Annotated in this window: 18 protein-coding genes; 10 read left to right on the plus strand and 8 right to left on the minus strand. The window is 71.7% G+C overall.

Annotation, left to right across the window (positions count from 1 at the left end):
- Positions 1 to 124 precede the first annotated feature (124 nt).
- The 4 genes from ACFS27_RS06140 to glgB are packed head-to-tail and all read left to right on the plus strand — an operon-like array spanning position 125 to position 8,014.
- Positions 125 to 2,230 carry an alpha-1,4-glucan--maltose-1-phosphate maltosyltransferase gene (locus ACFS27_RS06140; protein WP_377181008.1) on the plus strand — a complete coding sequence of 702 codons (2,106 nt, stop codon included), beginning with the start codon at positions 125 to 127 and terminating at the stop codon, positions 2,228 to 2,230.
- Positions 2,227 to 4,089 (plus strand): maltose alpha-D-glucosyltransferase, encoded by a 1,863-nt coding sequence (gene treS / locus ACFS27_RS06145; RefSeq protein ID WP_377181010.1) that lies wholly within the window; start codon positions 2,227 to 2,229, stop codon positions 4,087 to 4,089. Before ACFS27_RS06140 ends, treS begins: the two co-directional genes overlap by 4 nt.
- Positions 4,086 to 5,690, plus strand: coding sequence for a maltokinase N-terminal cap-like domain-containing protein (locus tag ACFS27_RS06150; protein ID WP_377181012.1), 1,605 nt, complete (start codon positions 4,086 to 4,088; stop codon positions 5,688 to 5,690). Before treS ends, ACFS27_RS06150 begins: the two co-directional genes overlap by 4 nt.
- Positions 5,691 to 5,746: 56 nt before the next feature.
- The gene (glgB, locus tag ACFS27_RS06155) at positions 5,747 to 8,014 is read left to right on the plus strand and encodes a 1,4-alpha-glucan branching protein GlgB (protein ID WP_377181014.1); all 2,268 of its coding nucleotides are present in this window, start codon (positions 5,747 to 5,749) and stop codon (positions 8,012 to 8,014) included.
- Between the two features lie 119 nt (positions 8,015 to 8,133).
- Here glgB and ACFS27_RS06160 read toward each other — a convergent pair whose 3' ends face one another.
- From ACFS27_RS06160 to ACFS27_RS06175, 4 genes are all read right to left on the minus strand, one after another.
- A complete protein-coding gene (locus tag ACFS27_RS06160) occupies positions 8,134 to 9,096 on the minus strand; it encodes a co-chaperone YbbN (RefSeq protein WP_377181016.1) in 963 nt (320 codons plus the stop codon).
- 27 nt (positions 9,097 to 9,123) lie between these two features.
- The gene (locus ACFS27_RS06165; RefSeq protein ID WP_377181018.1) at positions 9,124 to 10,164 is read right to left on the minus strand and encodes a hypothetical protein; all 1,041 of its coding nucleotides are present in this window, start codon (positions 10,162 to 10,164) and stop codon (positions 9,124 to 9,126) included.
- A gap of 65 nt (positions 10,165 to 10,229) precedes the next feature.
- Positions 10,230 to 11,237 carry a hypothetical protein gene (locus ACFS27_RS06170; protein ID WP_377181020.1) on the minus strand — a complete coding sequence of 336 codons (1,008 nt, stop codon included), beginning with the start codon at positions 11,235 to 11,237 and terminating at the stop codon, positions 10,230 to 10,232.
- Entirely contained in the window at positions 11,237 to 12,634 is a 1,398-nt protein-coding gene (locus tag ACFS27_RS06175; RefSeq protein ID WP_377181022.1) for a hypothetical protein, read from the minus strand. The genes ACFS27_RS06170 and ACFS27_RS06175 overlap by 1 nt, the downstream gene beginning before the upstream one ends.
- Positions 12,635 to 12,975: 341 nt before the next feature.
- Between ACFS27_RS06175 and ACFS27_RS06180 the strand changes: the two genes are divergently transcribed.
- Positions 12,976 to 14,559, plus strand: a complete 1,584-nt coding sequence (locus ACFS27_RS06180; protein ID WP_377181024.1) for a DivIVA domain-containing protein — start codon at positions 12,976 to 12,978, stop codon at positions 14,557 to 14,559.
- 120 nt (positions 14,560 to 14,679) lie between these two features.
- Here ACFS27_RS06180 and ACFS27_RS06185 read toward each other — a convergent pair whose 3' ends face one another.
- From ACFS27_RS06185 to ACFS27_RS06195, 3 genes are read right to left on the minus strand one after another with little or no spacing between them, the layout of a single operon-like run.
- Positions 14,680 to 15,498 carry an alpha/beta fold hydrolase gene (locus ACFS27_RS06185; RefSeq protein WP_377181026.1) on the minus strand — a complete coding sequence of 273 codons (819 nt, stop codon included), beginning with the start codon at positions 15,496 to 15,498 and terminating at the stop codon, positions 14,680 to 14,682.
- Between the two features lie 29 nt (positions 15,499 to 15,527).
- On the minus strand, positions 15,528 to 16,301 hold the full coding sequence (locus ACFS27_RS06190) for an alpha/beta hydrolase (protein ID WP_377181028.1): 774 nt from the start codon (positions 16,299 to 16,301) through the stop codon (positions 15,528 to 15,530).
- 35 nt (positions 16,302 to 16,336) lie between these two features.
- Positions 16,337 to 16,636, minus strand: a complete 300-nt coding sequence (locus ACFS27_RS06195) for a hypothetical protein (RefSeq protein WP_377181030.1) — start codon at positions 16,634 to 16,636, stop codon at positions 16,337 to 16,339.
- Positions 16,637 to 16,774: 138 nt separating this feature from the next.
- Between ACFS27_RS06195 and ACFS27_RS06200 the strand changes: the two genes are divergently transcribed.
- Both ACFS27_RS06200 and ACFS27_RS06205 read left to right on the plus strand, forming a co-directional pair.
- Positions 16,775 to 17,761, plus strand: coding sequence for an FKBP-type peptidyl-prolyl cis-trans isomerase (locus ACFS27_RS06200; protein ID WP_377181032.1), 987 nt, complete (start codon positions 16,775 to 16,777; stop codon positions 17,759 to 17,761).
- A gap of 130 nt (positions 17,762 to 17,891) precedes the next feature.
- Positions 17,892 to 18,419 carry a phosphoribosyltransferase gene (locus ACFS27_RS06205; RefSeq protein ID WP_377181034.1) on the plus strand — a complete coding sequence of 176 codons (528 nt, stop codon included), beginning with the start codon at positions 17,892 to 17,894 and terminating at the stop codon, positions 18,417 to 18,419.
- On the opposite strand, the gene ACFS27_RS06210 is transcribed toward ACFS27_RS06205, so the two are convergent.
- Complete coding sequence (locus ACFS27_RS06210; protein WP_377181036.1) at positions 18,361 to 19,074, minus strand: phosphatase PAP2 family protein; 714 nt, start codon at positions 19,072 to 19,074, stop codon at positions 18,361 to 18,363. The genes ACFS27_RS06205 and ACFS27_RS06210 overlap by 59 nt on opposite strands.
- Before the next feature lie 142 nt (positions 19,075 to 19,216).
- Between ACFS27_RS06210 and ACFS27_RS06215 the strand changes: the two genes are divergently transcribed.
- The 3 genes from ACFS27_RS06215 to ACFS27_RS06225 all read left to right on the plus strand — a co-directional run bounded on the left by ACFS27_RS06215 (position 19,217) and on the right by ACFS27_RS06225 (position 22,304).
- Positions 19,217 to 20,821, plus strand: coding sequence for a sensor histidine kinase (locus ACFS27_RS06215; RefSeq protein WP_377181038.1), 1,605 nt, complete (start codon positions 19,217 to 19,219; stop codon positions 20,819 to 20,821).
- On the plus strand, positions 20,818 to 21,528 hold the full coding sequence (locus ACFS27_RS06220; RefSeq protein WP_377181040.1) for a response regulator: 711 nt from the start codon (positions 20,818 to 20,820) through the stop codon (positions 21,526 to 21,528). The genes ACFS27_RS06215 and ACFS27_RS06220 overlap by 4 nt, the downstream gene beginning before the upstream one ends.
- Positions 21,529 to 21,623: 95 nt before the next feature.
- Entirely contained in the window at positions 21,624 to 22,304 is a 681-nt protein-coding gene (locus tag ACFS27_RS06225; RefSeq protein ID WP_377181042.1) for a DUF4386 domain-containing protein, read from the plus strand.
- The last annotated feature ends 69 nt before the right edge of the window (positions 22,305 to 22,373 follow it).

The raw sequence follows: 22,373 nt of genomic DNA on the forward strand, positions 1-22,373 counted from the left end.
CTACGCACATGTCCGGGCGAGCACACCTGTTGCCAAGGGTTTCACCGACCCGTCCGACGACGTTCACCAGAACCCGGCGCGCCCGGAAGGCGAGTCCCCCTGACCGGTCGATAGCGTGGTCCGGGTGAGCCAGCACACAACGTCCGGCCGGATCGGCCGCATCCCCGTTCTCGAGGTCGCACCCGTCGTCGAGGGGGGTCGGTGGCCCGCGAAGGCCGCCGTCGGTGAGGTGGTGCCGATCGAGGCCACGGTCTTCCGCGAGGGGCACGACGCCGTCTCCGCGACGGCCGTGCTCGTCGCTCCGGACGGCTCGGACCACTCGTGGGCTCCGATGACCGACATCTCCCCTGGTCTGGACCAGTTCCGCGGCTACCTGCAGCCCGACGCCGAGGGCGACTGGTCGTTCCGGGTCGAGGGCTGGTCCGACCCGTACGCCACGTGGGTGCACGACGCCGGGATCAAGATCGGCGCGGGCATCGACACCGACCTCATGCTCGCCGAGGGTGTGCGCCTGTTCGAGCGGATCCGCCGGCTCGTGCCCTCCGACGCGCTGGTCGCCTCGTGCCAACGGAAGCGTGACGCACGGGCGCTCTCTGCGGCGGCCCGCGCCCTCGCCGACGTCACCCGGCCCGCCGAGGCGCGGTACGCCGCCGCGACAGGGCCCGACGTGGTGGAGGCGCTGCGGCGCGCGCCCTTCCGCGAGCTGGTCTCGGCGTCGGACACGTACCCGCTGCGGGTGTCGCGGCGGCTCGCGCTGGCCGGGGCCTGGTACGAGATGTTCCCCCGCTCGGAGGGGGCGTACCAGGAGAAGGACGGCACCTGGGTGTCCGGCACGTTCGCGACGGCGGCGAAGCGGCTGCCGGGCATCGCGGCGATGGGGTTCGACGTCGTCTACCTGACGCCGGTCTCCCCCATCGGCACGACGTTCCGCAAGGGGCGCAACAACACGCTCGAGGCGCAGCCGGGCGACCCGGGCAGCCCGTACGCGATCGGGTCGGCGGACGGCGGCCACGACGCGATCCATCCGGACCTGGGCACGGAGGCCGACTTCCGGGACTTCGTCGCCGCGGCGCGGGCCCAGCGTCTGGAGGTGGCACTCGACATCGCCCTGCAGTGCTCCCCCGACCACCCCTGGGTCACCGAGCATCCGGAGTGGTTCGTGGTGCGCGCGGACGGGTCCATCGCGTACGCGGAGAACCCGCCCAAGAAGTACCAGGACATCTACCCGCTGAGCTTCGACACCGACCCAGAGGGCCTGTACGTGGCGGTGCTGGACGTGATCCGCACCTGGATCGACCGGGGCGTCACGCTGTTCCGGGTCGACAACCCGCACACCAAGCCCCTGGACTTCTGGGAGTGGCTCCTTGCGGAGGTGCACGCGACCGACCCGGAGGTCATCTTCCTCTCCGAGGCGTTCACCAAGCCCGCGATGATGCTGACGCTGGCGCGGATCGGCTTCCACCAGTCGTACACCTACTTCACCTGGCGCAACACCAAGGAGGAGATCGAGGAGTACCTGGCGGAGGTGAGCGGGCCGCAGGGCTCGGTGCTGCGTCCGTCCTTCTGGCCCACGACCCACGACATCCTGCCGCCCTACCTGACCGACGGCGGGGTCGCCGCGTTCGCCGCACGGGCCGTGCTGGCCGCCACCGGTTCGCCCACGTGGGGCATCTACTCCGGCTACGAGCTCGTGGAGAGCACTCCCCGGCCCGGCGCCGAGGAGCAGATCGACAACGAGAAGTACGAGTACCGGCCCCGGGACTGGGCAGCGGCCGACGAGTACGGGATCGCGCTCCTGCTGGGCAGGCTGAACGAGGTACGCCGCGCGCATCCTGCGCTGACGCAGCTCCGGAACCTGACCGTCCACCCGACGACGAACGACCAGGTTGTCGCGTTCTCCCGCCGGATCCCTGCTGATCACCTGCCGGACGCGACAGCGAAGCCTCGGGGCCGCACCATGAGAGCAGGGGGTAACGATCGACGTGCCCCACGGCACGACGACGTGATCGTGGTCGTGCTGAACCTGGACCCGCGGAACGCACAGGAGTCAGTAGTGCACCTGGACCTTTCAGCCCTCGGACTCAGTGCCCCCGAGGGCGACGAGAACTCCCCGTTCTTCGTCGCACACGACCTGTTGTCCGGCGAGACCTATGGCTGGGGAGCACATCCCTGGGTCCGGCTCGACCCGCAGGTCCGCGTGGCCCACATCCTCCAGGTGGGTCCGGCATGACGACGTTCGGACCGGGAGGCCCCGCCGTCGGGCCGCCCGAGGGCTATCCCGAGCCGGCCGCAGGCGCACAGCCCGAGCGGCCCAGCATGCCGAACCCGCCGTCGGTGCCCGTACCCGTCCAGGCGCTGCCGCCGCGACGGCAGCCGCGCCTCGACGCCCGGCGCAAGGGGCTGTCGCACGACCCCGAGTGGTACAAGAAGGCGGTCTTCTACGAGGTCATGATCCGGTCGTTCTCCGACTCGGGCGACCACGGGTCGGGCGACCTGGCCGGCCTGACGGAACGGCTCGACTACCTGGAGTGGCTCGGCGTCGACTGCCTGTGGCTGCCGCCGTTCTTCCCGTCGCCGCTGCGCGACGGCGGGTACGACGTCGCGGACTTCACGGCGGTCTCGCCGCAGTACGGGACCATCTCGGACTTCAGCGCCCTGGTCACCGCGGCCCACGAACGAGGCATCCGCGTGGTGATCGACCTGGTCATGAACCACACCAGCGACGCCCACCCGTGGTTCCAGGCCTCGCGCGCCGACCCGGAGGGCCCGTACGGCGACTTCTACGTGTGGAGCGACGACCCCACCCGCTACGAGGGCGCGCGCATCATCTTCGTCGACACCGAGACGTCGAACTGGACGTTCGACCCGGTGCGGCGCCAGTACTTCTGGCACCGGTTCTTCAACCACCAGCCCGACCTGAACTTCGAGAACCCGCGCGTCGTCGAGGCGATGCTCGACGTCGCGCGGTTCTGGCTGCAGCTCGGCGTGGACGGCTTCCGGCTCGACGCCGTGCCGTACCTGTTCGAGGCCGAGGGCACGAACTGCGAGAACCTGCCCGAGACGCACGGCTTCCTGCGCAAGGTACGGCGGATGCTCGACGCGGAGTTCCCTGGCCGCATCATGCTGGCCGAGGCCAACCAGTGGCCGGCGGACGTGGTCGGGTACTTCGGCACGGAGGACGAGCCCGAGTGCCACATGTGCTTCCACTTCCCCGTGATGCCGCGCATCTTCTATGCGATCCGCGACCAGCGGGCCCGTCAGCTCCTGGAGATCCTCGCCGACACCCCGGCCATCCCTGCGGGCGGGCAGTGGAGCACGTTCCTGCGCAACCATGACGAGCTCACCCTGGAGATGGTGTCGACGGAGGAGCGCGCCAGCATGTACGGCTGGTACGCGCCCGACCCCCGGATGCGGGCCAACGTGGGGATCCGCCGTCGGCTCGCCCCGTTGCTCGACAACGCCCGCAAGGAGATCGAGCTGGCCAACGCGCTGCTGCTCTCGCTGCCCGGCACACCGTGCCTGTACTACGGCGACGAGATCGGTATGGGCGACAACATCTGGCTGCCGGACCGCGACGCCGTGCGCACACCCATGCAGTGGACGCCGGACCGCAACGCCGGCTTCTCGACCGCCGACCCCGGCAAGCTCTACCTGCCGCTCGTGCAGTCGCTGGTGCACCACTACCAGCACACCAACGTGGAGGCGCAGCTCGCGCAGCCCACCTCGCTGCTGCACTGGACGCACAACATGCTGGCGTTCCGTCGGCTGCACCCCGCGTTCGGCACCGGCGACTTCACCGCGCTCGACTGCAACGACGAGTCGGTCATCGCGTTCACGCGCACCGCGGCCGAGGAGACGCTGCTGGTGGCCGCGAACCTGTCGGCCACCGCACGGTCGTCGACGATCAAGCTCCCCGGCTACGCCGGCTGGACGCTCACCGACGTGTTCGGCGGCGCCGGGTTCCCGAGCGTCGGCGACGACGGGATCCTCACCATGACGTGGGGCGCGCGGGACTTCTACTGGCTGGTTCTTGCCCCTCCGGTGCGGACAGAGGCAGGCAGCTCGGCCGGGCGGGCGCGAGAGGTGTGAGCCCCGCGCGACACGTCCATGTCTCCCCCGGCGCCGCGCACCTCGCCCCCGAGGTGCTGCGGCTGCTGGACGCGTGGCTGCCCGAGCAGCGTTGGTACCCGGTGCCCACGGAGGGCGTCGCGCACGAGCCATGGCTCACGGTCACGTTCCCTGGCGTGGCCGACGTCGTCGTCGCGCTCCTGCGGCTGCACGGCCCCGGCCTGGCGGCCGGCTCCGATGCCCTGGTGATCCAGGTGCCGCTGGTGCTGACCCCGACCGCCGAGCCGACGGCCGACACCGCCGACACGGAGGCGGCCGGCCTGATCGGGACCGTCGCGACGGCGTCGGGCACCGTCACGGTGCACGACGGCGGTGCGCACCCCGCCGCCTGGCACGCCTACCTCTCCACCGCGCTGCCCGACGCCGGCGGACCAGAGGTCTGCGACAAGCTGGCCGGAGCCGGGCGGATCTCCGGGGAGCAGTCGAACACCTCGGTGGTGCTCCCTGCCATGACCCACGACACCGGGCGGGGCGGGATGCTCAAGATCCTGCGGACCGTCGCGCTGGGCCCGCACCCCGACGTCGTGATCCCGGCGGCCCTGACCCAGGCCGGCTGGGCCGGCGTCCCGCGCTTCCTCGGCGCCGTCGAGCTCCCAGCTCCCCGCACCGTGGCCGACCCGAGGGAGCCGCGCGACGTCCCGCCGCGCACCGAGGACCCGTCGTGGGGCGAGACCGGTGGCCCTCTCGCCCACCTCGCCGTGCTGTCCGAGCTCGTCGCCGACGCCACCGACGGGTTCGAGCTGGCCTGCGCGTATGCCGCGCGGGACGAGGACTTCGGCGAGCGGGCGGCCGAGCTCGGCGCCGCCATCGCTCACCTGCACGCGGCCCTGCGCCAGGCCCTTGGTCCCGGCCCGGCGCTCGAGCCCGCCGGCTTCATGGGGGTGCTGCGCCGCCGCGCCGCCGAGGCCTTCGCCGACGTCCCGGACCTGGCGCCGCAGCGCGCCGGCGTCACCGCGCTGTACGACGCCGTGAGCGCGCGCCTCACCGCCGTCGCCGAGCGGACGGGCGGCGTGGTGCCGCTGCAGCCGATCCACGGTGACCTGCACCTCGGCCAGGCGCTGCACTCGCCCGGCGGCTGGAAGATCCTCGACTTCGAGGGAGAGCCGCAGCGGCCGGTTGCCGAGCGCGTGGCCCCCGACCTGCCGCTGCGCGACGTCGCAGGGATGCTCCGCTCGCTGGACTACGCGGCCGCCGTCGGGCAGGCGACGGACCCGCACTGGGCGGCACACGCCCAGGTCAGTTTTCTCGAGGGGTACCGCGAAGCGCAGTGGAGGGTGAGGGCCGAGGAACGAGGCACTCGCCCGGAACGGAGCGCAGCGGGGCCCGGACCAGAAGGCACAGAGGGGTACCGCCAGGCCAGCGGCGAGGCGCACGGCGGGCCGGTGCACGCGGTGGCGGGTGCGGCCACGTCTGGCAGCGAGCTCGATGTCGCCACCGCCGAGCTGCTCCTGCGCGCCCTCGTCGTGGACAAGGCGCTCTACGAGGTGGTCTACGAGTTCCGGCACCGTCCCGCGTGGATGCACATCCCGCTGGCCGCCGTGGAGCGCGTGCTCGGCTCGTGATCTCCACCAGCCCCGACGTGTCGCACGTCACCTGCCGCCCATGGAAAGGTGAACCCATGGCAGACCTGCCCGACGTCGACCTCGAGGTCCTGACCGCTATCGCGTCCGGAACTCACCATGACCCGCACACCGTGCTCGGCCCCCACCTGCTCGACGGGCCCTGGACCGTGGTGCGCGCCTTGCGCCCGCTCGCCGACGAGGTGGTGGTGACCACCTCGGACGGCGAGACGAGCGCGACCCACCAGGGCGCTGGAGTGTGGGCGGCCGTCGTGCCGGCCACCGAGGACCCCGACGGGTCCCGCCATGCCCCCGACTACCGGATCCGCACCAGGTCCGGCACGGAGACCTGGACCTCCGACGACCCGTACCGGTTCCTGCCCACGCTCGGCGAGGTCGACCTGCACCTGATCGGCGAGGGGCGGCACGAGCAGCTCTGGCAGGTGCTCGGCGCCAACCTGCACCGGTACCCGAGCGCCACCGGCGACATCGCGGGCGTCGCCTTCGCCGTCTGGGCGCCGAACGCGCGCGGCGTGCGGCTCGTGGGCGACCACAACGGCTGGGGCGGCACGCACCCCATGCGGTCGCTCGGTGCCACCGGCGTCTGGGAGCTCTACGTCCCGGACGTCGGCCCCGGCCTGCGCTACAAGTACGAGATCCTGGGCGCCGACGGCGTCTGGCGTGCCAAGGCCGACCCCCTCGCCAAGGCGACGGAAGGGCCGCCGGCCACCGCGAGCGTCGTGACGGACTCGGTCCACGAGTGGCACGACGAGGCGTGGCTCAGCGCCCGAACGGCCACCGACCCGCACTCCGCGCCGTTGAGCGCGTACGAGGTGCACCTGGGCTCGTGGCGGCCCGGCCTCGGCTACCGCGAGCTCGCGGAGCAGCTGACCGCCTACGTCACGGAGCAGGGGTTCACGCACGTCGAGCTGATGCCCGTCGCCGAGCACCCGTACGGCGGGTCCTGGGGCTACCAGGTCACCAGCTACTACGCGCCGACGGCGCGGTTCGGCTCGCCCGACGACTTCCGGTACCTCGTGGACCGGCTCCACCAGGCCGGGATCGGCATCATCCTCGACTGGGTTCCCGCGCACTTCCCGCGCGACGAGTTCGCCCTGGCCCGGTTCGACGGCGCGCCCCTGTACGAGCACCCGGACCCCCGGCGCGGCGAGCAGCAGGACTGGGGCACGCTGATCTTCGACTTCGGCCGCCGCGAGGTGCGCAACTTCCTGGTGGCGAACGCGACCTACTGGTTCGAGGAGTTCCACGTCGACGCGCTCCGCGTCGACGCCGTCGCCTCCATGCTCTATCTCGACTACTCCCGCAAGGACGGCGAGTGGACGCCCAACGTGCACGGCGGGCGCGAGAACCTCGAGGCCATCGCGTTCCTCCAGGAGGCGAACGCCACCGCGTACCGCCGCACCCCCGGCGTCATGATGATCGCCGAGGAGTCGACGGCGTTTCCCCAGGTCACTGGCCCGACGTCGAGCGGAGGGCTGGGCTTCGGCCTGAAGTGGAACATGGGCTGGATGAACGACTCCCTCCGCTACCTCGCCGAGGACCCGTACAACCGGCGCTACCACCACGGCGAGCTCACGTTCTCGCTCGTGTACGCGTTCACCGAGCAGTTCGTGCTGCCGATCAGCCACGACGAGGTGGTCCATGGCAAGGGGTCCCTGCTGGGCAAGATGCCCGGCGACCGGTGGCAGCAGCTCGCCGGCGTACGGTCCTTCCTCGCCTACCAGTGGACCCACCCCGGCAAGCAGCTGTTGTTCATGGGGTGCGAGTTCGCGCAGGAGAGCGAGTGGTCCGAGTCGGACGGTCTGCGGTGGGACCAGCTCGGTGACGCAGGGCACGCCGGCGTGCAGCACCTCGTCCGGGACCTGAACGCGCTCTACCGCGCGACGCCCGCCCTGTGGGAGCTCGACCACGACCCCACGGGGTTCGAGTGGCTCACGGCGGACGACGCCGACCACAACGTGCTCGCCTACGTGCGGAGGTCACGCTCGGGCGACCCGGTGGTGGTGGTCGTGAACTTCGCGGGCGTGCCGCACGAGGGATACCGGCTGCCCCTGCCGACGCTGCCCCTGGCAGAGCCGGACCCGGTGGGCACATCCGTCGCGACCGGGGCGCCGACGGGCACGGCGAAGGTGTCGTCCGTGTGGCTGGAGGCGCTGAACACCGACGCTGGCGTGTACGGCGGCTCGGGCGTGGGGAACATGGGCCGCGTGCAGGCCGAACCTGTGCCGCACCACGGCCGCGGGTGGTCGGCCGTCGTCCGGGTGCCGCCGCTCGGCGCCCTGATCCTGGTCCCGGCCGCCGAGTAGCACCCGGCGCGCAGCAGCCGGCTGTAGCGGCCGGCGCGGGCGATCGGTAGAACGTCAGGTGATCGGCAGCCCGGGGCTGCCGATCACCTGACGTTCTACCGATCTTCCAGCGTCCAACCTCAGTACAGGCTGATCGCCAGGCGCTTGCGGGCCTTGCTGACGCGCGGGTCCGTCGTGCCTGCGACCTCGAACAGGTCCAGCAACCGGACGCGGAGCTTCTCCTTGCCCTCCGCGTCGGCGTCGGGCAGCAGGTCGAGGAGGCGCGCGAACGCGTCGTCCACCTTGCCGCCCAGCATGTCCAGGTCGGCCACGGCGAGCGCGGCGTCGATGTCGGACGGCGCGTCCGCAGCGGCCTGGCGCACCGTGGCGAGGTCGGCGTCGTGGGTGCGCTGCATGAGGCGCACCTGGGCGAGACCGGCGGTCGCGTCGGCGTCCTTGGGGTCCTGGCGCAGGGCCTTGGCGTAGGCGGCCGCGGCGGCGTCCAGGTCGTCGCGCTCGATCGCGTCGTACGCCTCCTGGTGCAACGGCGGCAGCGGCTGCTCCGCCTCGGGCGCCGGCTCGTCGGCCGCCGGAACCGCGCCAGGGGCACGGCCCGTGACGCCGTTCTGCTCGGCGGCTGCAAGGACCTGGTCCAGCACGCCGCGGATCTGCTGCTCGTCGGCGGCCCCCTGGAAGAGCGGCAGGGGCTGGCCCTGCAGCACTGCGACGACGGTGGGTACGCCCTGCACCTGGAAAGCGGCGGCAACCTGCGGCGAGGCCTGTGCGTCGACGCGGCCGAGGACGAACCGCCCGCCGTACTCCTCGGCGAGGCGGCCCAGGGTCGCACCGAGCTCGGCGTTCGCCTGGTCGGTCGGGATCCAGACCAGCATCACCACGGGGTAGGTGGACGAGTCACGAACCAGCTGCTCGAAGTTCGCCTCGCTGACGTCCACCACGAAGCCGCCGGCTTCGGGTGCACCACCGGGTTCACCAGGCGGTGGCGCCTGCGGACGGTTGAGGGCGGACAGGTCGACGGCGCCGCGCACCGCGAACTCTGGCTGGGCGCTCCGGGCGGGCCCGGGTGGAGGAGTGGCACTGCTCATGGGGTAATCCTAATGACTCGACGGTGGTTACTCGCCGGATACGTCGATCGGGATGTGCCGGAAGCCCACCAGGGTGATCTTGTGCGCCGAGCCGGCCGACGGCACGTAGAGGGCGACGAAGTCGCGGTACCGGGTACGCAGCCTGTTGGTCTCCTCCTGGTCGCCGAACAGGGCCTGCTGCGCCGACGGGAGCGCGTCCGTCCTGATCTTGGCGCCCTCCTGGCCGACCTCGATCGCCTGGGTCCCCGTGAGGGCGCCCAGCACGAGCGCGCCACCGTCCGCTGTGCGCACCGCCCGCAGCCCCTGGCTCGGCTCGACCTCCGCGGTGTAGGAGTACTTGCCCTTGGTCTCCGCCCAGTCGGCGACGCTGGTCTGCGACGTCGCGAGGGTCCGCAGGTTCTGTCGTAGCCGGTCGTCGTCGAACGCCCCGGCGGCCTTGGCATCCGCGTCCTTGCTCAGGACCTCCGCGTACCCGGCGAGAGCGGCCTGCGGCGACCGGGCCAGCGACGTGTCGTCGTCCGGCGCAACGGCCGCGCTGCCCAGCTCAGGCTGTGCGAACGGCGGCAGGCTCACGCCCGGCACCAGGCTCACGTAGCCCCAGAGCTTGTACTGCTCGCGGGCAGAGGCCTGGTCGAACACCATCAGGGCCGGGGTCTCGGCGTTGTCCGGCTGGGCCTGGACCGCGTAGCTCGTGCGTGGCCAGCTCTGGTCGGACGGCAGGATGATCTGCTGCGTCCGCATCGACAGGTCGGTGCGCCACTTCTCGTCGCCCGTGGCCTCGGCGAGGCGGAGCTCCGCCTCCCGCATCGACAGTGCGTGCCCGGTCATCCGGGCGCGTAGCCCGTCGGCAGCTGACGCCTTGTCGTGCTGGGCGATGGACGTGGCGACCGCGTCAAGGATGTCGCGTTCCTGCCCCTCGCTGACCACCGCCGCGATCGCCGGAGCGTCCGGTGCGGGGGCGGGCGGCTCCACCGTGCAACCGGCGAGCAGGACCGAGACGACACCGACCGCTACCAGGCAGGCGGCACCCCGTCGTCGGGCCGGGGACGAGACGTCGAGACGTCGCAAGGGTGGCCTCCGTAGGTTCACGGGGGCCACCCTAGCTGCGGGAGGACGGTCGATCGTCGAAAGTGTCAGCCGTTCGAGACCGAGCTCGGCACGTGCTCGTAGCCGACCAGGCTGATCTCGTCGTCCGAGTCCTTCGGCGGCACGTACATCGCCACCATGTCCTTGTAGTTGACCTCGACCACGTTGCTGACGTCGGCATCGCCCCAGAGTGCCTGGGTCGTCTTGGTCGGCGGGCCGATCTCGCAGCCCTCCTCCTTGGCCGTGATGGTCTCCTTGCTGATCATCGAGGCGAGCACGAGGGCGCCGCCGTCAGCCGTGCGGACCGCCTTCACCGGGTCCTTGGTCGGTTCGTACGCGACCTCGAAGTCGCCGCCGCACTCCTCCTTGTTGATCGCCTCGACCTGGAGCTTGCCGTAGTCCCGGAAGAACTGGCGCAGGTCGTCGTCGGCGAAGTTGTCGGAGTACTTCGAGTCCTTGTCGACCGTGAGCACGGACGCGTACTGCTTGATCGCGTCCTTCGGCGTCACCTTCAGGCTCTTGTCACCCTCCGGCACGGCGGGGCTGCCCAGGTCGGCCTCCGCGAACTGCGGCATGGTCACCCCGGGCAGCAGGCGCACCCAGCCCCACAGCTTGTACTGGTCACGCGCGGTGGACTGGTCGAAGGCCATGAGCACCGGTGTGGTGAGGTCCTTCGGCTGCACCGTGATCGCGAAGCTGCTGCGCGGCCATTCCTGGTCCGACGGCAGGATCACCTGCTGCATCTCCATGGTGAGGTCGGTCAGCGGCTCCTTGTCGCCGCGGGCGGCGGCGACCTTGAGCTGCGTCTCGCGGATATCGAGCGCGGGTCCGTCCAGGCGGGCGGCAAGCGAGTCGGCGTCGCTGGACTTCGTCACCTTGCCGACGACGCCCGCCACCTTGTCCAGGATCTCGCGCTCCTGGGACTGGGTGACGACCGCCGCCGCGACCGGTGCCTCCGGCTTCGGCGTAGGGAGCTCCTCGGCACAGCCGGCGAGCAGACCCGTGGCGAGCACGGTTGCTACCACGGCCGTGGTGCGGGTCGTGGAGCGCTTCATCAGTTACCTCCGTCGTTCCCGGTGACGCCCCAGGTCTGGCGCCACGCCGCAGCTCGACTGCTGGGTGTCTGCGGCTGCTCAGCCTCGGGGGCGGCCTCGGGCTCTGGTTCGGACGCAGGCACGGTGGGCATCGCGCCTGTCGCGGCCCTGCGCTGCGCCTGCTCACGCATACGCATCTCGCGCCGTGTCATCGGCTTGTCCGACGCCGCGGGTGCGGGCGGGACTGCCTGGGCAGCGGCGGGCGCCTCTTGCGCCATCGGTGGCTGTGCTGGTGCGGCGCCGCCGAACGGTGTCGGCTGGGCCGAGGGCTGAGCGGGAGCAGCGGGTGCCGCTCCTGAGCCCTGCCCGCGGCGGCGTCGGATGCCCCGGATGGACGCCGCAGGGGCGGCGAGCGGTCCGGGAGCTGGTGCCGGGGCCGGCTCGGCCGCCGGTGGCGGGGCGATCGGGGCCGCTCCACCGAACGGAGCGGGCGCCGCCCAGGACCGTGTCTGGTCCTGCTCGGGCTCCGGTGTGCTCTGGGCCGGCTTTCCGCGGCCCGGCAGCACCGGGCCGGCCGGCGGGAAGACCGCCGTCCCACCCTCGGTCGGGTCGCCGAGCGCAGGTGGGAGCCCGCCGCCGGGCTGGTGCCCGGACTGGCCCGGCTGCTCGCCGCCCACCTCGAAGACCGCGTCACGACGCGGCAGCTCGGAGTCGGGCTGACGGGTGCGGGCCTCCGGCGGTGTACGCCCCTTGCTACCGCGGTTCTTCTTTCGGCGTGCGCCGATGGCGATGAAGACGCCGAGGATCAGGAGGAAGCCCCCGCCCAGCACCCCCGGCCACAGGTAAGGAGTGGTCACGGGGCGCGGCCAGGTGAGCTCGAGCGTCGGCGCCTCGGCGTCCTTTCCGACGCCGGCGGCCAGCAGGACCACGCGGCCGGGCTCCTCGGTCCAGCGCAGGGAGACGGCGGTCTCGCCGCTCACCTCCGAGATCCACATGTCGGAGCCGGCGGGGTCGGGACCGGAGGCCGGCTTCTCGGCCGGAGCATCGTCCGACTCCTCGCCCTCGCCCGCTTCCTCCTCGGTCGCGGCGCCGGCACCCGGTGCGACGCTCAGCGTCTCCCAGGAGGAGAGGCCGGACACCGAGTCGTAGGGGTCGTCGCCCACCCAGCCGAGCACGTCGACGTCGGACCCGAGCGCGAGCGTGACCTTCTGCCCCTCCGGGACAGTGGCTCGCACGGTCACCTGGTCGTCGACCAGGCCGAGCACGCCAGGCTCGGTCACGACCATGGTTCCGTTGCCGCTGGGGGTCGCGGTCGCGACAACCGTGTCGGACTCGCGCAGCACGGTCGCCGTCGCGACCCCGTAACCGATCCCGCCGAGTCCGGCAAGGATCAGGAGAGTCGCCAGAATGCGTTGCACCACCGATTCCCTTCGAATATTGGGCGCGTGCCCGTCGATCAGGTGGATGTTCCAGCATAGGGACCGAACGAGGAGCACTGTCCAATGACGGGCGTGCTTGTGCGGTTCGGTCGGGATTCTCACCCTTCCTTCACTGAGGTGTGTCGGAACCGCCACCATGGTCCGGGGCCGCGTGAGCCAGCGGAGAGTATTCCATGCAATACGTACATTGCATCCCGTCGCGGAGTATCCACATCCGCACAAGGCACGTATCCTGGGCGCCGGACGAGCCGTATCAAGCGGCGTCCAAGGGGGGAGCCTGACCCGCGCCTCACCAAGTCCCGACACTGGAGGTCTGCACCGTGTCCGACGAGCGCTCGCTCTTTCCGACTGCCATGCGCGGATACGACCGCGACCAGGTGCACGCTCACCTGGATCGACTGAACCACGCCCTTGAAGAGGCGCGCCGGCAGGTCGAGGCCTCCGACGGCCGCGCCATGCAGCTGACGCAGGACCTCACCGACGCCAAGCGCAACCTGCGTGAGACCGAGAAGCCGTCGTACGCCGGCCTCGGCTCCCGTATCGAGCTGCTGCTGCGTTCCGCCGAGGACCAGTCGACAGACATCATCAACCAGGCCAACCAGCAGGCCGCGGACATCATGGCACGGGCAAAGCTGTCCGCCGGACAGGTGCGGTCGCGCGCCGAGTCCGAGGTCGCCGAGATGCTCGCCAGCGCCCGCCGCGAGGCCGAGGAGATCCGCACCACCACGTCCGCGGAGGCGGAGGGCCACCTGCTCGCCGCCCAGCGCCGCGCCGAGGAGCTCGTCGGCTCCGCCGAGCGCGAGTCCGCGCAGATCGCCAGTGCCATCAGCGCGGAGGAGAGCGAGCGCCGGGCAAGCCTGGAGCGCGAGCTCGGCACCCTGCGTTCCACGGTCGAGCGCGAGACCACGGAGCTGCGGGTCAACACAGAGGCCGAAGCCGCCAAGCTTCGCAGCGAGGTCAGCGCCCAGACCACCGAGCAGCGCGAGACCGCAGAGCGCGACGCGTCGGCGATGCTGGCCAGCGCCCGCGCCGAGTCCGAGCAGATCCTCTCCGAGGCGCGTCGTCAGGCCGCCGAGGCGGCCAACGCCGTCACCAGCGAGATGGAGGAGCTGCGCGAGCAGGCCCGTGCGGCGCTCGCCCAGGCAGAGCTCGACATCGTCACCCGCAAGGAGAGCGTCGAGAAGGAGCTCGCCGAGCGGCACGAGACGGCGAAGGCCGAGACCGCGAAGCTGGTCAGCACGGCGGAGGAGCACGCGGCAGAGGCAGAGAAGCGTGTGGCGGTGGCCCTCGAGCAGTCGGAGAAGATCCGCTCCGAGTCCGACGTCTACGTCAAGGACCTCGTGGCGGACGCCCGCAAGTCCGCGGACCGGATCGTCGCCGAGGCCAGGGAGTTCGCCGAGCAGACCATCGACGACGCCCGCGCCGAGGCGGAGTCGAGCCGGTCGGCGGCGCAGCACCAGCTCGAGGACCTGACTCGCCAGCACGACTCCATCAACTCCTACCTGGACGAGCTGCGCGGCATGCTCGGCACGCCGGCCACCCCGGGTGCCGCCGCCCCGGGTGCCGCCGCCACTCAGGCCCCTGTGCCCAGCCCGCCGGCCAAGCCGTCCAGCCTGTCGGGCGCGACCCCCGCGCAGCAGGCCCGCTTCGCCGTCGTCGGTGACGGCACCGAGGCCGAGCCCGACGTCGCCGAGTCGACGGACACCGGTTCGATGCCCGCGTCGATCCCGCCGAGCCACCCGACGCCCGTGCCCGTCGGTACCGCTACGGTCGTCATCCCGTCGGTCAAGGGCACCAAGGCGAGCACCAAGGCCGGCCAGAACGCCGCCGACTCGGCTTCCTCCCCCTCGGAGAGCGAAGACGCCGAGGAGCCGGTCACCGAGAAGGCCGGCGCCTCCAGCTGACGCACTGAGTCACCGCGACAGACCGACGGCGGCCCTCCCCGGTGCGGGAGGGCCGCCGTCGGCCTGTCCGGGCCGGTGGCCGGTCGAACCGGTAGCCGGGCCCGTCACGGCGCGCCCAGGTCAGTGGTGGGCCACCACCTGGGCGTGCAGCAGGCCCAGCGCCGCCGCGACAGCCTGCGGGTCCTCGACGGCGCTGAGATGCCCTGTACCTGGCACGAGCGTGAGTGCGGCGTCCCCGACGGAGAGGCGCGAGGGCTTCCCTGCCGCCCGGACCATGTGCTCGGCCTCGACCAGCGGAGTGATGGTGTCCTCAGCCCCCACCACGACGGCGACCGGCGCGTCGAACTGCTCGAGCACCGCCGTCCGGTCGGGACGAGCCGCCATCGCCCGCTGCGCCCACGCGACGCCGGCGGGTGACTGCGCACGGATCCACGAGTCCAGCAGGGGAAACAGGTGCCGGCGGTGCTCCGTGCTGGTGCCGCCGACCAGGTCGGCGGGCATACCGAGCACGGCGTCAACGGTCTGGTCCGACTCGGCGGCCGCGGCGACCCGGAGGCGCTTGGCGTGCGCCTCCGCGGTGTCCGCCGTGGACTTGGTGTTCACGAGCCCGAGGCCGGCGACGAATCCCGGGTGTCGTTCAGCGAGGGCGAGCGCGACGTACCCGCCCATCGAGTGCCCGACGACCACTGCGTTGCCCTCGCCACCGGCGACCATGGTCCGGTACACCCAGTCGGCGGCGTGCTCGATGCTGGGCTGGTACCCGTCGAGGTCGCTGTGCCCTGCTCCCGGCAGGTCGACGGCGATGGCCCGGATGCCCGGCGGCAGGTGCTCGGTGCAGGCCGCCCACATGCGGTGGTCGAGCGGGAAGCCGTGCAGCAGCACGAGCGGCACTCCGCCGCCTTCGTGCAGCGTGAAGGTGGCTAGGGCTGATGAGGTCATCGTCGTCCTCCTGTGGGTGGTGGGAATGCTCAAGAGTCGCCGAGCGGCCCGTCCCAGTGCGTCGGCAGCGGTAGCGGGTGGTCGGGCAGCACGTGCGCGACGATCTCGTTCAGCGCGCGCGCGACGGCCGGCTCCCCTACCCACAGGTGCTTCGCACCGTCGACGCCGATCACCTCGGCCTGCGGGATGCGGGCGAAGCGGCGGCGGGCCTCTTCTGGCCGCAGATAGTCGTCGAGCTCGGGTACCAGGACGACGAGCGGCTTGCCGAACGCCGCCCAGCGGTCCAGGTCATCGTCGGTCGCGCGGTGCAGCGGCGGCGACAGGAGGATCGCTCCCTCGATGCTCGGGTCGGCGCCGTGCTTGAGCACCAGCTCGGTGCCGAACGACCAGCCGACCAGCCACGGGTGCGGGAGTCCGCGGAACTCGGCGAGCTCGATCGCGGCGGCGACGTCGTAGCGCTCAGCGGAGCCGCCGTCGAACGTGCCCTCGCTCGTGCCTCGCGGGGACGACGTGCCGCGCGTGTTGAACCGCAGTACCGCGAGGTTCGCAAGTGCGGGCAGGCGCCAGGCCGCCTTGCGGTACACGTGGGAGTCCATGAAGCCGCCGTGCGTCGGCAGCGGGTGGAACGTCAGCAGGGTGGCCGACGGCTCGCTGTCCGCGGGCAGCGACAGGTCACCGACGAGCGTCAGGCCGTCGGCGGTGTGCAGCTCGATGTCCTCGCGCTGTGCGGGCAGGACGGTGAGCGAGCGGATCTGATGGGTCGTCTGGCCGGAGGCCTCGTCCGGCGTCGCTTCGGTGGTCATCGGTCCCATTCTCTCCCCGCCGTCCGTCCGTCGGCTCACCGCAGGTTGGTGCGGCGCTGCCAGCAGCTGTTGTGCCAGTGCCGCCGCCCGTCCAGGCCCGCCTCGGGGCCGCCGAGCACGTCCGTCTTCCACGCGACGACGTGCGCGGTGCCGGGCGTGACCTCCTGGCGGCATGCCGGGCAGACGTACGTCTTCTCGGACGAGCGGATTCGCTGCACCACCCACTCCCCGTCGGCCGCAGACTCGCTGCGGCGGCCGCCCGTGGCCCGATCGACATCGAGGGGGACGTGGTCCGCGGCATACGGACGCTTGCTGGAGCGGCGGTTCGACGGCATGCCATCTATTCTTCCGCAGGGCGGAGCTGATGGCTCGATCCTGCCCGAACCTGCTCAGAACCTGGGAGCCACACTCATTTCCGCCCGCTAGAGTGTGGCGGTCCCCAGCAAGGCGAAAACCCGACCGAAGGACTACTCGTGAAGCACCGCACCACTGCCGGCCTGGCAGCCGTCGCGCTGGCATCCATCGCGCTCACCGGCTGCGCAAGCGGCGACGACACCGCGGACGGCAGTGCTGCCGCCTCCAACGGAAACGTCTGCGAGGTGACGCCGGCTGCTGAGCCGTCGCCCGCGCCGAGCCCTTCCGAGGCGGACGTCAAGGCTGTTGACGCGATCGAGGTCTCCGGCCCGGTCGGCAAGGAGCCCAAGGTCTCCTTCAAGACGCCGCTGCAGGTCAGCGCTCCCACGTTCCGCGTGGTCGACGAGGGCTCTGGCGAGGAGCTCAAGGAGAAGGACCAGGTCACCATCGACTACGTGGTCGTCGCGGGGAAGGACGGCTCGCAGGCCGCATCCACCTGGAAGACCAAGGAGCCCGAGACGTTCGAGCTCGGCGACGCGCAGTACGACCTGCTGAACGACCAGCTCATCGGCCAGAAGGTCGGCACAAGGATCCTCATGGCCAGCACTGCGATGGACCAGTCCATCCAGGTCACGATGGTCGAGGTCGCCAAGGTCGAGGCTCCCAAGGAGACCCCGACCCGCGCCGAGGGCACCGAGGTTGCGCCGAAGGAGGGCCTGCCCACCGTCGAGCTCGCCGACGACGGCCAGCCGACCGTCACGATCCCCGAGGGTTACGAGGAGCCCACCGACCTGGTGGTCCAGCCCCTCATCGAGGGTGACGGCGCCGAGGTCACCAAGGAGCAGACCGTCACCGTCCAGTACGCGGGCTGCCTGCTCGACGGCACGTCGTTCGACTCCTCCTGGAGCCGCGGCACCCCGACGTCGTTCCCGCTCAACGGCGTGATCCCGGGCTGGACCAACGGCATCGCCGGCCAGAAGGTCGGCAGCCAGGTGCTGCTCGTGGTCCCCGCGGACCAGGGCTACGGCGACCAGGAGAACGGCGCCATCCCCGCGAACTCGACGCTCGTGTTCGTGGTCGACATCCTCGAGGCGAAGGCCGCCTGACGCTCCCGGGCGGTCCGCCCGGCGGACCGGCTGAGATCTAGCGCACTCGACGTGCGCGTCGCCCCTGGTCACGGCGCAGACGTGGCGGGTACCCGAGCCGGGTGCCCGCCACGTCTCGTAGTGTCTTCCCATGACCTCGACAGACCTCCCGATCACTGAGTCCGCTCCGATGCCGGAGCGCGAGGTGCTCACCTGGGAGACCTTTCCCGATGCGGTGCGCGATCTGGCCCACCAGGTCGTGGACAGCGGGTTCGTCCCCGACGTGGTGGTCGCCGTCGCGCGCGGTGGCCTGGTCCCCGGCGGTGCCATGGCATACGCGCTCGGCACCAAGGGCGTCGGGACGCTGAACGTCGAGTTCTACACGGACATCGGCAAGACGCTGGACGACCCCCGCGTACTGCCGCCCCTCATGGACACCTCCGAGCTCCCCGGCGCCAAGGTCCTCGTCGTGGACGACGTCGCCGACTCCGGCCGCACCCTGGCCCTGGTCATGGATCTCCTGGAGAAGCAGGGCGCTGAGGCACGCTCGGCCGTGCTGTTCACCAAGCCGCGCACCATCATCCAGCCGGACTACTCGTGGAAGGACACCGACCTGTGGATCACCTTCCCGTGGTCCGCCGAGCCCCCGGTGACCGGTGCGAAGTCGATCGACGCATGACGCGCTGAACGACCGCATGCACGCCCAGGCCCACCAGGCACGTCACCAGGACGCCAAGGGCCAGCCCTGAGGCGACGTCGTGCACGTAGTGGACCCCTGCGGCGACGCGGGCGCCGGCGACAGCGAGCGCCAGTGGCACCACCGCCGACCAGAGCCGGGGCGCGACGAGCACGCACGCCACTGCCAGGGCGCCCGCGATGGTCGAGTGGTTGCTGGGCCAGGACCAATCGCCCGGGGCCGGGCAGGCCAACACCGTGGCGGCGTCGACGACGCGGCACGGACGTTCCTCGGTCACCACGAGCTTGACCACCTCGCTCACCGAGTACGCGCCGAGCGTTCCCACCCCGGCGGCGGCGAGCAGAGCGAACCGGGAGCGGTCGCGAAGCCACGCGTAGAGCGCGAGGCAAGCCGTGATCGCCACGAGCAGGAGCAGGCCCTTGTCGGCGACCAGCCCCACGAAGCCGGCCAGGGGCGAACGGGCGGTCCCTCCGGCGACCCCGTCAAAGAGGCTCTCGCGTGCCGGCCAGGCCAGGAGCGCGACGGCGCTCAGACCCAGGACCGTGCTGAGCACTGCGGGCAGGACGGCGCGTGGGACAGGGCTCCGGACCGGTACGACCGGACGGGTCCCTGCTGGTGCATGGTGTGTCGTTGGCATGCAGAGAACGCTAGGAATCGGCAAGGCCACGCGGATCTGGCGTAGGTCAGGAGCTGCCTATGACCCTGGTCGTACTGAGCCTCCGCGAAGATCAGACCCCGGCGGGAAGCGCCCACGGTCACACGTCGGCGACGATGGTCGGGTGACCCAGCACCAGCCCGCCCACACCGAGAGCGCTACCGAGAACGCCGCCGCGCGGCCCGCCCAGGTGCTCGTAGCGGTCGCGTTCGCGGTGCTGCTGGTGCTCGCGGGCGTAAACCCGTGGTGGATGCTCGCGCTGGCCGCCGCCGCGGCACCCCTCGGGCTGTCTCACGATGGTGCCCGGCTGGGCGCCATCGCCATGGCCGTCGCGGCAGGAGCCGGTGCCGTAGCAGTCCTGGCCGGCTGGGCAGACCTGCGCGACGTGCTCGTAGCCACCGCACGCGGTGTCGTGACCGGCGTACTGCCCTGGTCGGTAGCGATCGCGTGGCGCGCCCGCCGGTCCGGCGAGGCCGATGCGGCGATGGCGCTCCTGCGGGAGCAGGATGCTCGGCGGATGCGCGCAGAGACCGACCTCGCCCGGCAGCGACTGCACCTCGCCGAGAGCCTGCATGACGACCTGGGGCACGCTCTCAGCCTGGTCGCGGTCAACCTCGGCAGGCTCGAGCTCGAGCTCGAGCGGAGTGCGGAGATCTCCCAGGGAGCCGCGCCGCCCACGTCCGTGCGGGAGTCCGTCGGGCTCGCCCGGCGCCAGGTCTCCGACGCGGTCGCCCGCCTGGGTGCCTCCGTCCAGAGTCTTCGTACCGGCCTGAGCGACGGCACTCCGTCGACGACCGTTCAGGCGGACCTCGACGAGCTCGTACGCGATGCGCGCCGTGCCGGAGCCGACGTCGAGCTCACGGGCTCGCCCGGGCGCGACCGCCTGGCCGTCTTCGGCCCCGCCGTCGTGCGGGTGGTCCAGGAAGGGCTGACGAACGCGCTCAAGCACGCTCCGGGCCAGCCGGTCCGCGTGGCGCTGGCCGCTGGGGCCGAACGGCTCGTCGTGACCGTACGCAATCCGCTGCCCGGACCCGGAGCGTCGGCGGCGGCCGGAGGAGAGGCGGCCGGTCATGAGACGACCGGCCATGGGACGACCGGCCTTGGGACGACCGGCGGAGAGGCCGCTGGCGGTCAGGCGGCCGGCGCGGTCGGCGGCACGGGCCTCCGGTCGCTGACCGAGCACGTGCGTGACGCGGGTGGATCGGTCCGATCAGGCCCGGGCGACGGCGGCTTCGTGCTGCGTGCCGAGCTGCGCCCTGTGTCCGACGATCCGCCGGGCACCGCGATCAGCGCCCCACCGGACGGACCCGGCTTCGCCGAAGCGCCGACGCCCCGCGGTGACACGGCCGGGGACGCGCGCACCGTGACCCACGGACTGACCCGTGCCCGGCGTCGTGGCGGGGCGCTGCTGCTGGCCGCTGTACTGGTGCCGACGGCCGCGCTGGTCGCGGTGGCAGCAGCGATCCAGCTCGCGGACCACCTCGATGCACGACGCGCGCTCGTTGCGCCGGACACGTTCGCCCGCATCTCGGTCGGCGACACCCGGTCGCGCGTACAGCCGCTGATGCCCGCGGCGACCCTCGACCCACCACCCGGCGCTGACCCGTCGTGCGACTTCTACGCCGTCACGGTGGACTCGCTCGACGACGCGTCCGGTGACGCCTACCGGATCTGCTGGGCGGACGACCAGGTCACCTCGGCGGACCTCGTGGTCGGAGGCGCGCCGTGAACAGGGAGCTGGGAGGCGAGCACATGAACCGGCCGGATGCCTCCGCGGCGCTCCGGGTGGTCCTCGCCGACGACGAGCCCCTGGTCCGCGCCGGACTCGCCGGGATCCTCGAGACGGACGACGGCGTGCGGGTCGTCGCCCAGGCATCGTCGGGTCACGAGGCGCTGACCGCGGTCCGGGCGCACCGGCCGGACATCGTGCTGCTGGACGTGCGGATGGGGACGATGGACGGCCTCGAGGCCCTCGCCAAGATCCGACGCACGGTGGGGCCTCTGCCCTGCCTCATGGTCACCACGTTCGGCGAGGACGAGTACGTCGCAGAGGCGATCCGGCTGGGCGCCGACGGGTTCGTGCTGAAAGCCGGCGACCCGCGCGAGCTGCTGTTCGCGGTGCACGCGGCGGCGTCGGGTGGCGCCTACTTCTCCCCCGCCGTCTCGCGGCGCCTGCTGCAGACAGGACTTGGCACGCGGTTCGTCGCACAGCAGGACGCCCGGGAGCGGTTCGATCGCCTCACCCCGCGCGAGCAGGAGGTGCTGGAGCTGATGGGCGACGGCCTGCCGAACCCCGAGATCGCAGAATGCCTCCACCTTGCCGAGGGCACGGTCAAGGTGCACGTCACCTCGATCCTGCGCACGACGGGCGCGCGCAACCGGGTGGAGGCGGCGCTGATCGCCGCGCACGCGCGGGCACCGGGCTCGCCGGGCTGACGCGGACCCAGGTCTTCATCCAGGCCGACCCTTCCGGCTTGTTGACTTACGCCGTAAGGTCGCCTTACGACGTAAGGTAACCGGAGAGGGAAGTCATGAACCCGTCCACCCTGAACTCCCGCACGGCACGCACGACCGGCCTGCTCTACCTCGCGGTCGCTGTCGTCGCGATCCCAGGATTCCTGGTCATCCGTCCGATGCTGTTCGACCCTGACAGCGCGTCGTCGACGCTCGCCCACCTGGTCGAGAACGAGACGCTCGCACGCTGGGGAATCGCGCTGGAGCTCGCACTCGTCGCTGCCCAAGCGCTCGTCGGCCTATGGTTCTACCGGCTGTTTCACCACATCAACGCGTTCGCAGCGGCCTCGTTGGCCGCGTTCGCCCTGTTCAACGCGGTGGCGATCCTCGGAAGCGCGGCCTGCCTCGGCGGCGCCCTGAACGTCGCCCTCACGCCGTGGTCAGCCGATCCTGCCGATGCCGCCGGCGGGGCGCAGCTGCTGTACATCCTCGGCGGCAGCTTCTGGGACGTGGGCGCGCTCTTCTTCGGGCTCTGGCTGATCCCGATGGGCATGCTCGCTCTGCGAGCGGGTATGCCGCGACCGCTGGGCTGGATCCTGCTGGTCGGCGGCGTCGGATACATCCTCGACGGTTTTATCGCCTATCTCGCGCCGGCCGCCGCACCAAGCACCTCGCTGCTCCTGATCCCGGCGACCGTCGGTGAGGTGTGGATCATCGGCTGGCTCCTGTGGCACTCGTTTCGAGCGCGCACCCACTAGGCGGCAGCGACAGAGGCCCGGAACCGCAGCAACCTGCGGTTCCGGGCCTCTGGTCAGCCGCTAGGGGCG

The sequence above is a fragment of the Promicromonospora vindobonensis genome (assembly GCF_042685865.1).
In the GTDB taxonomy this organism is placed as follows: Bacteria; Actinomycetota; Actinomycetes; order Actinomycetales; family Cellulomonadaceae; genus Promicromonospora; species Promicromonospora vindobonensis.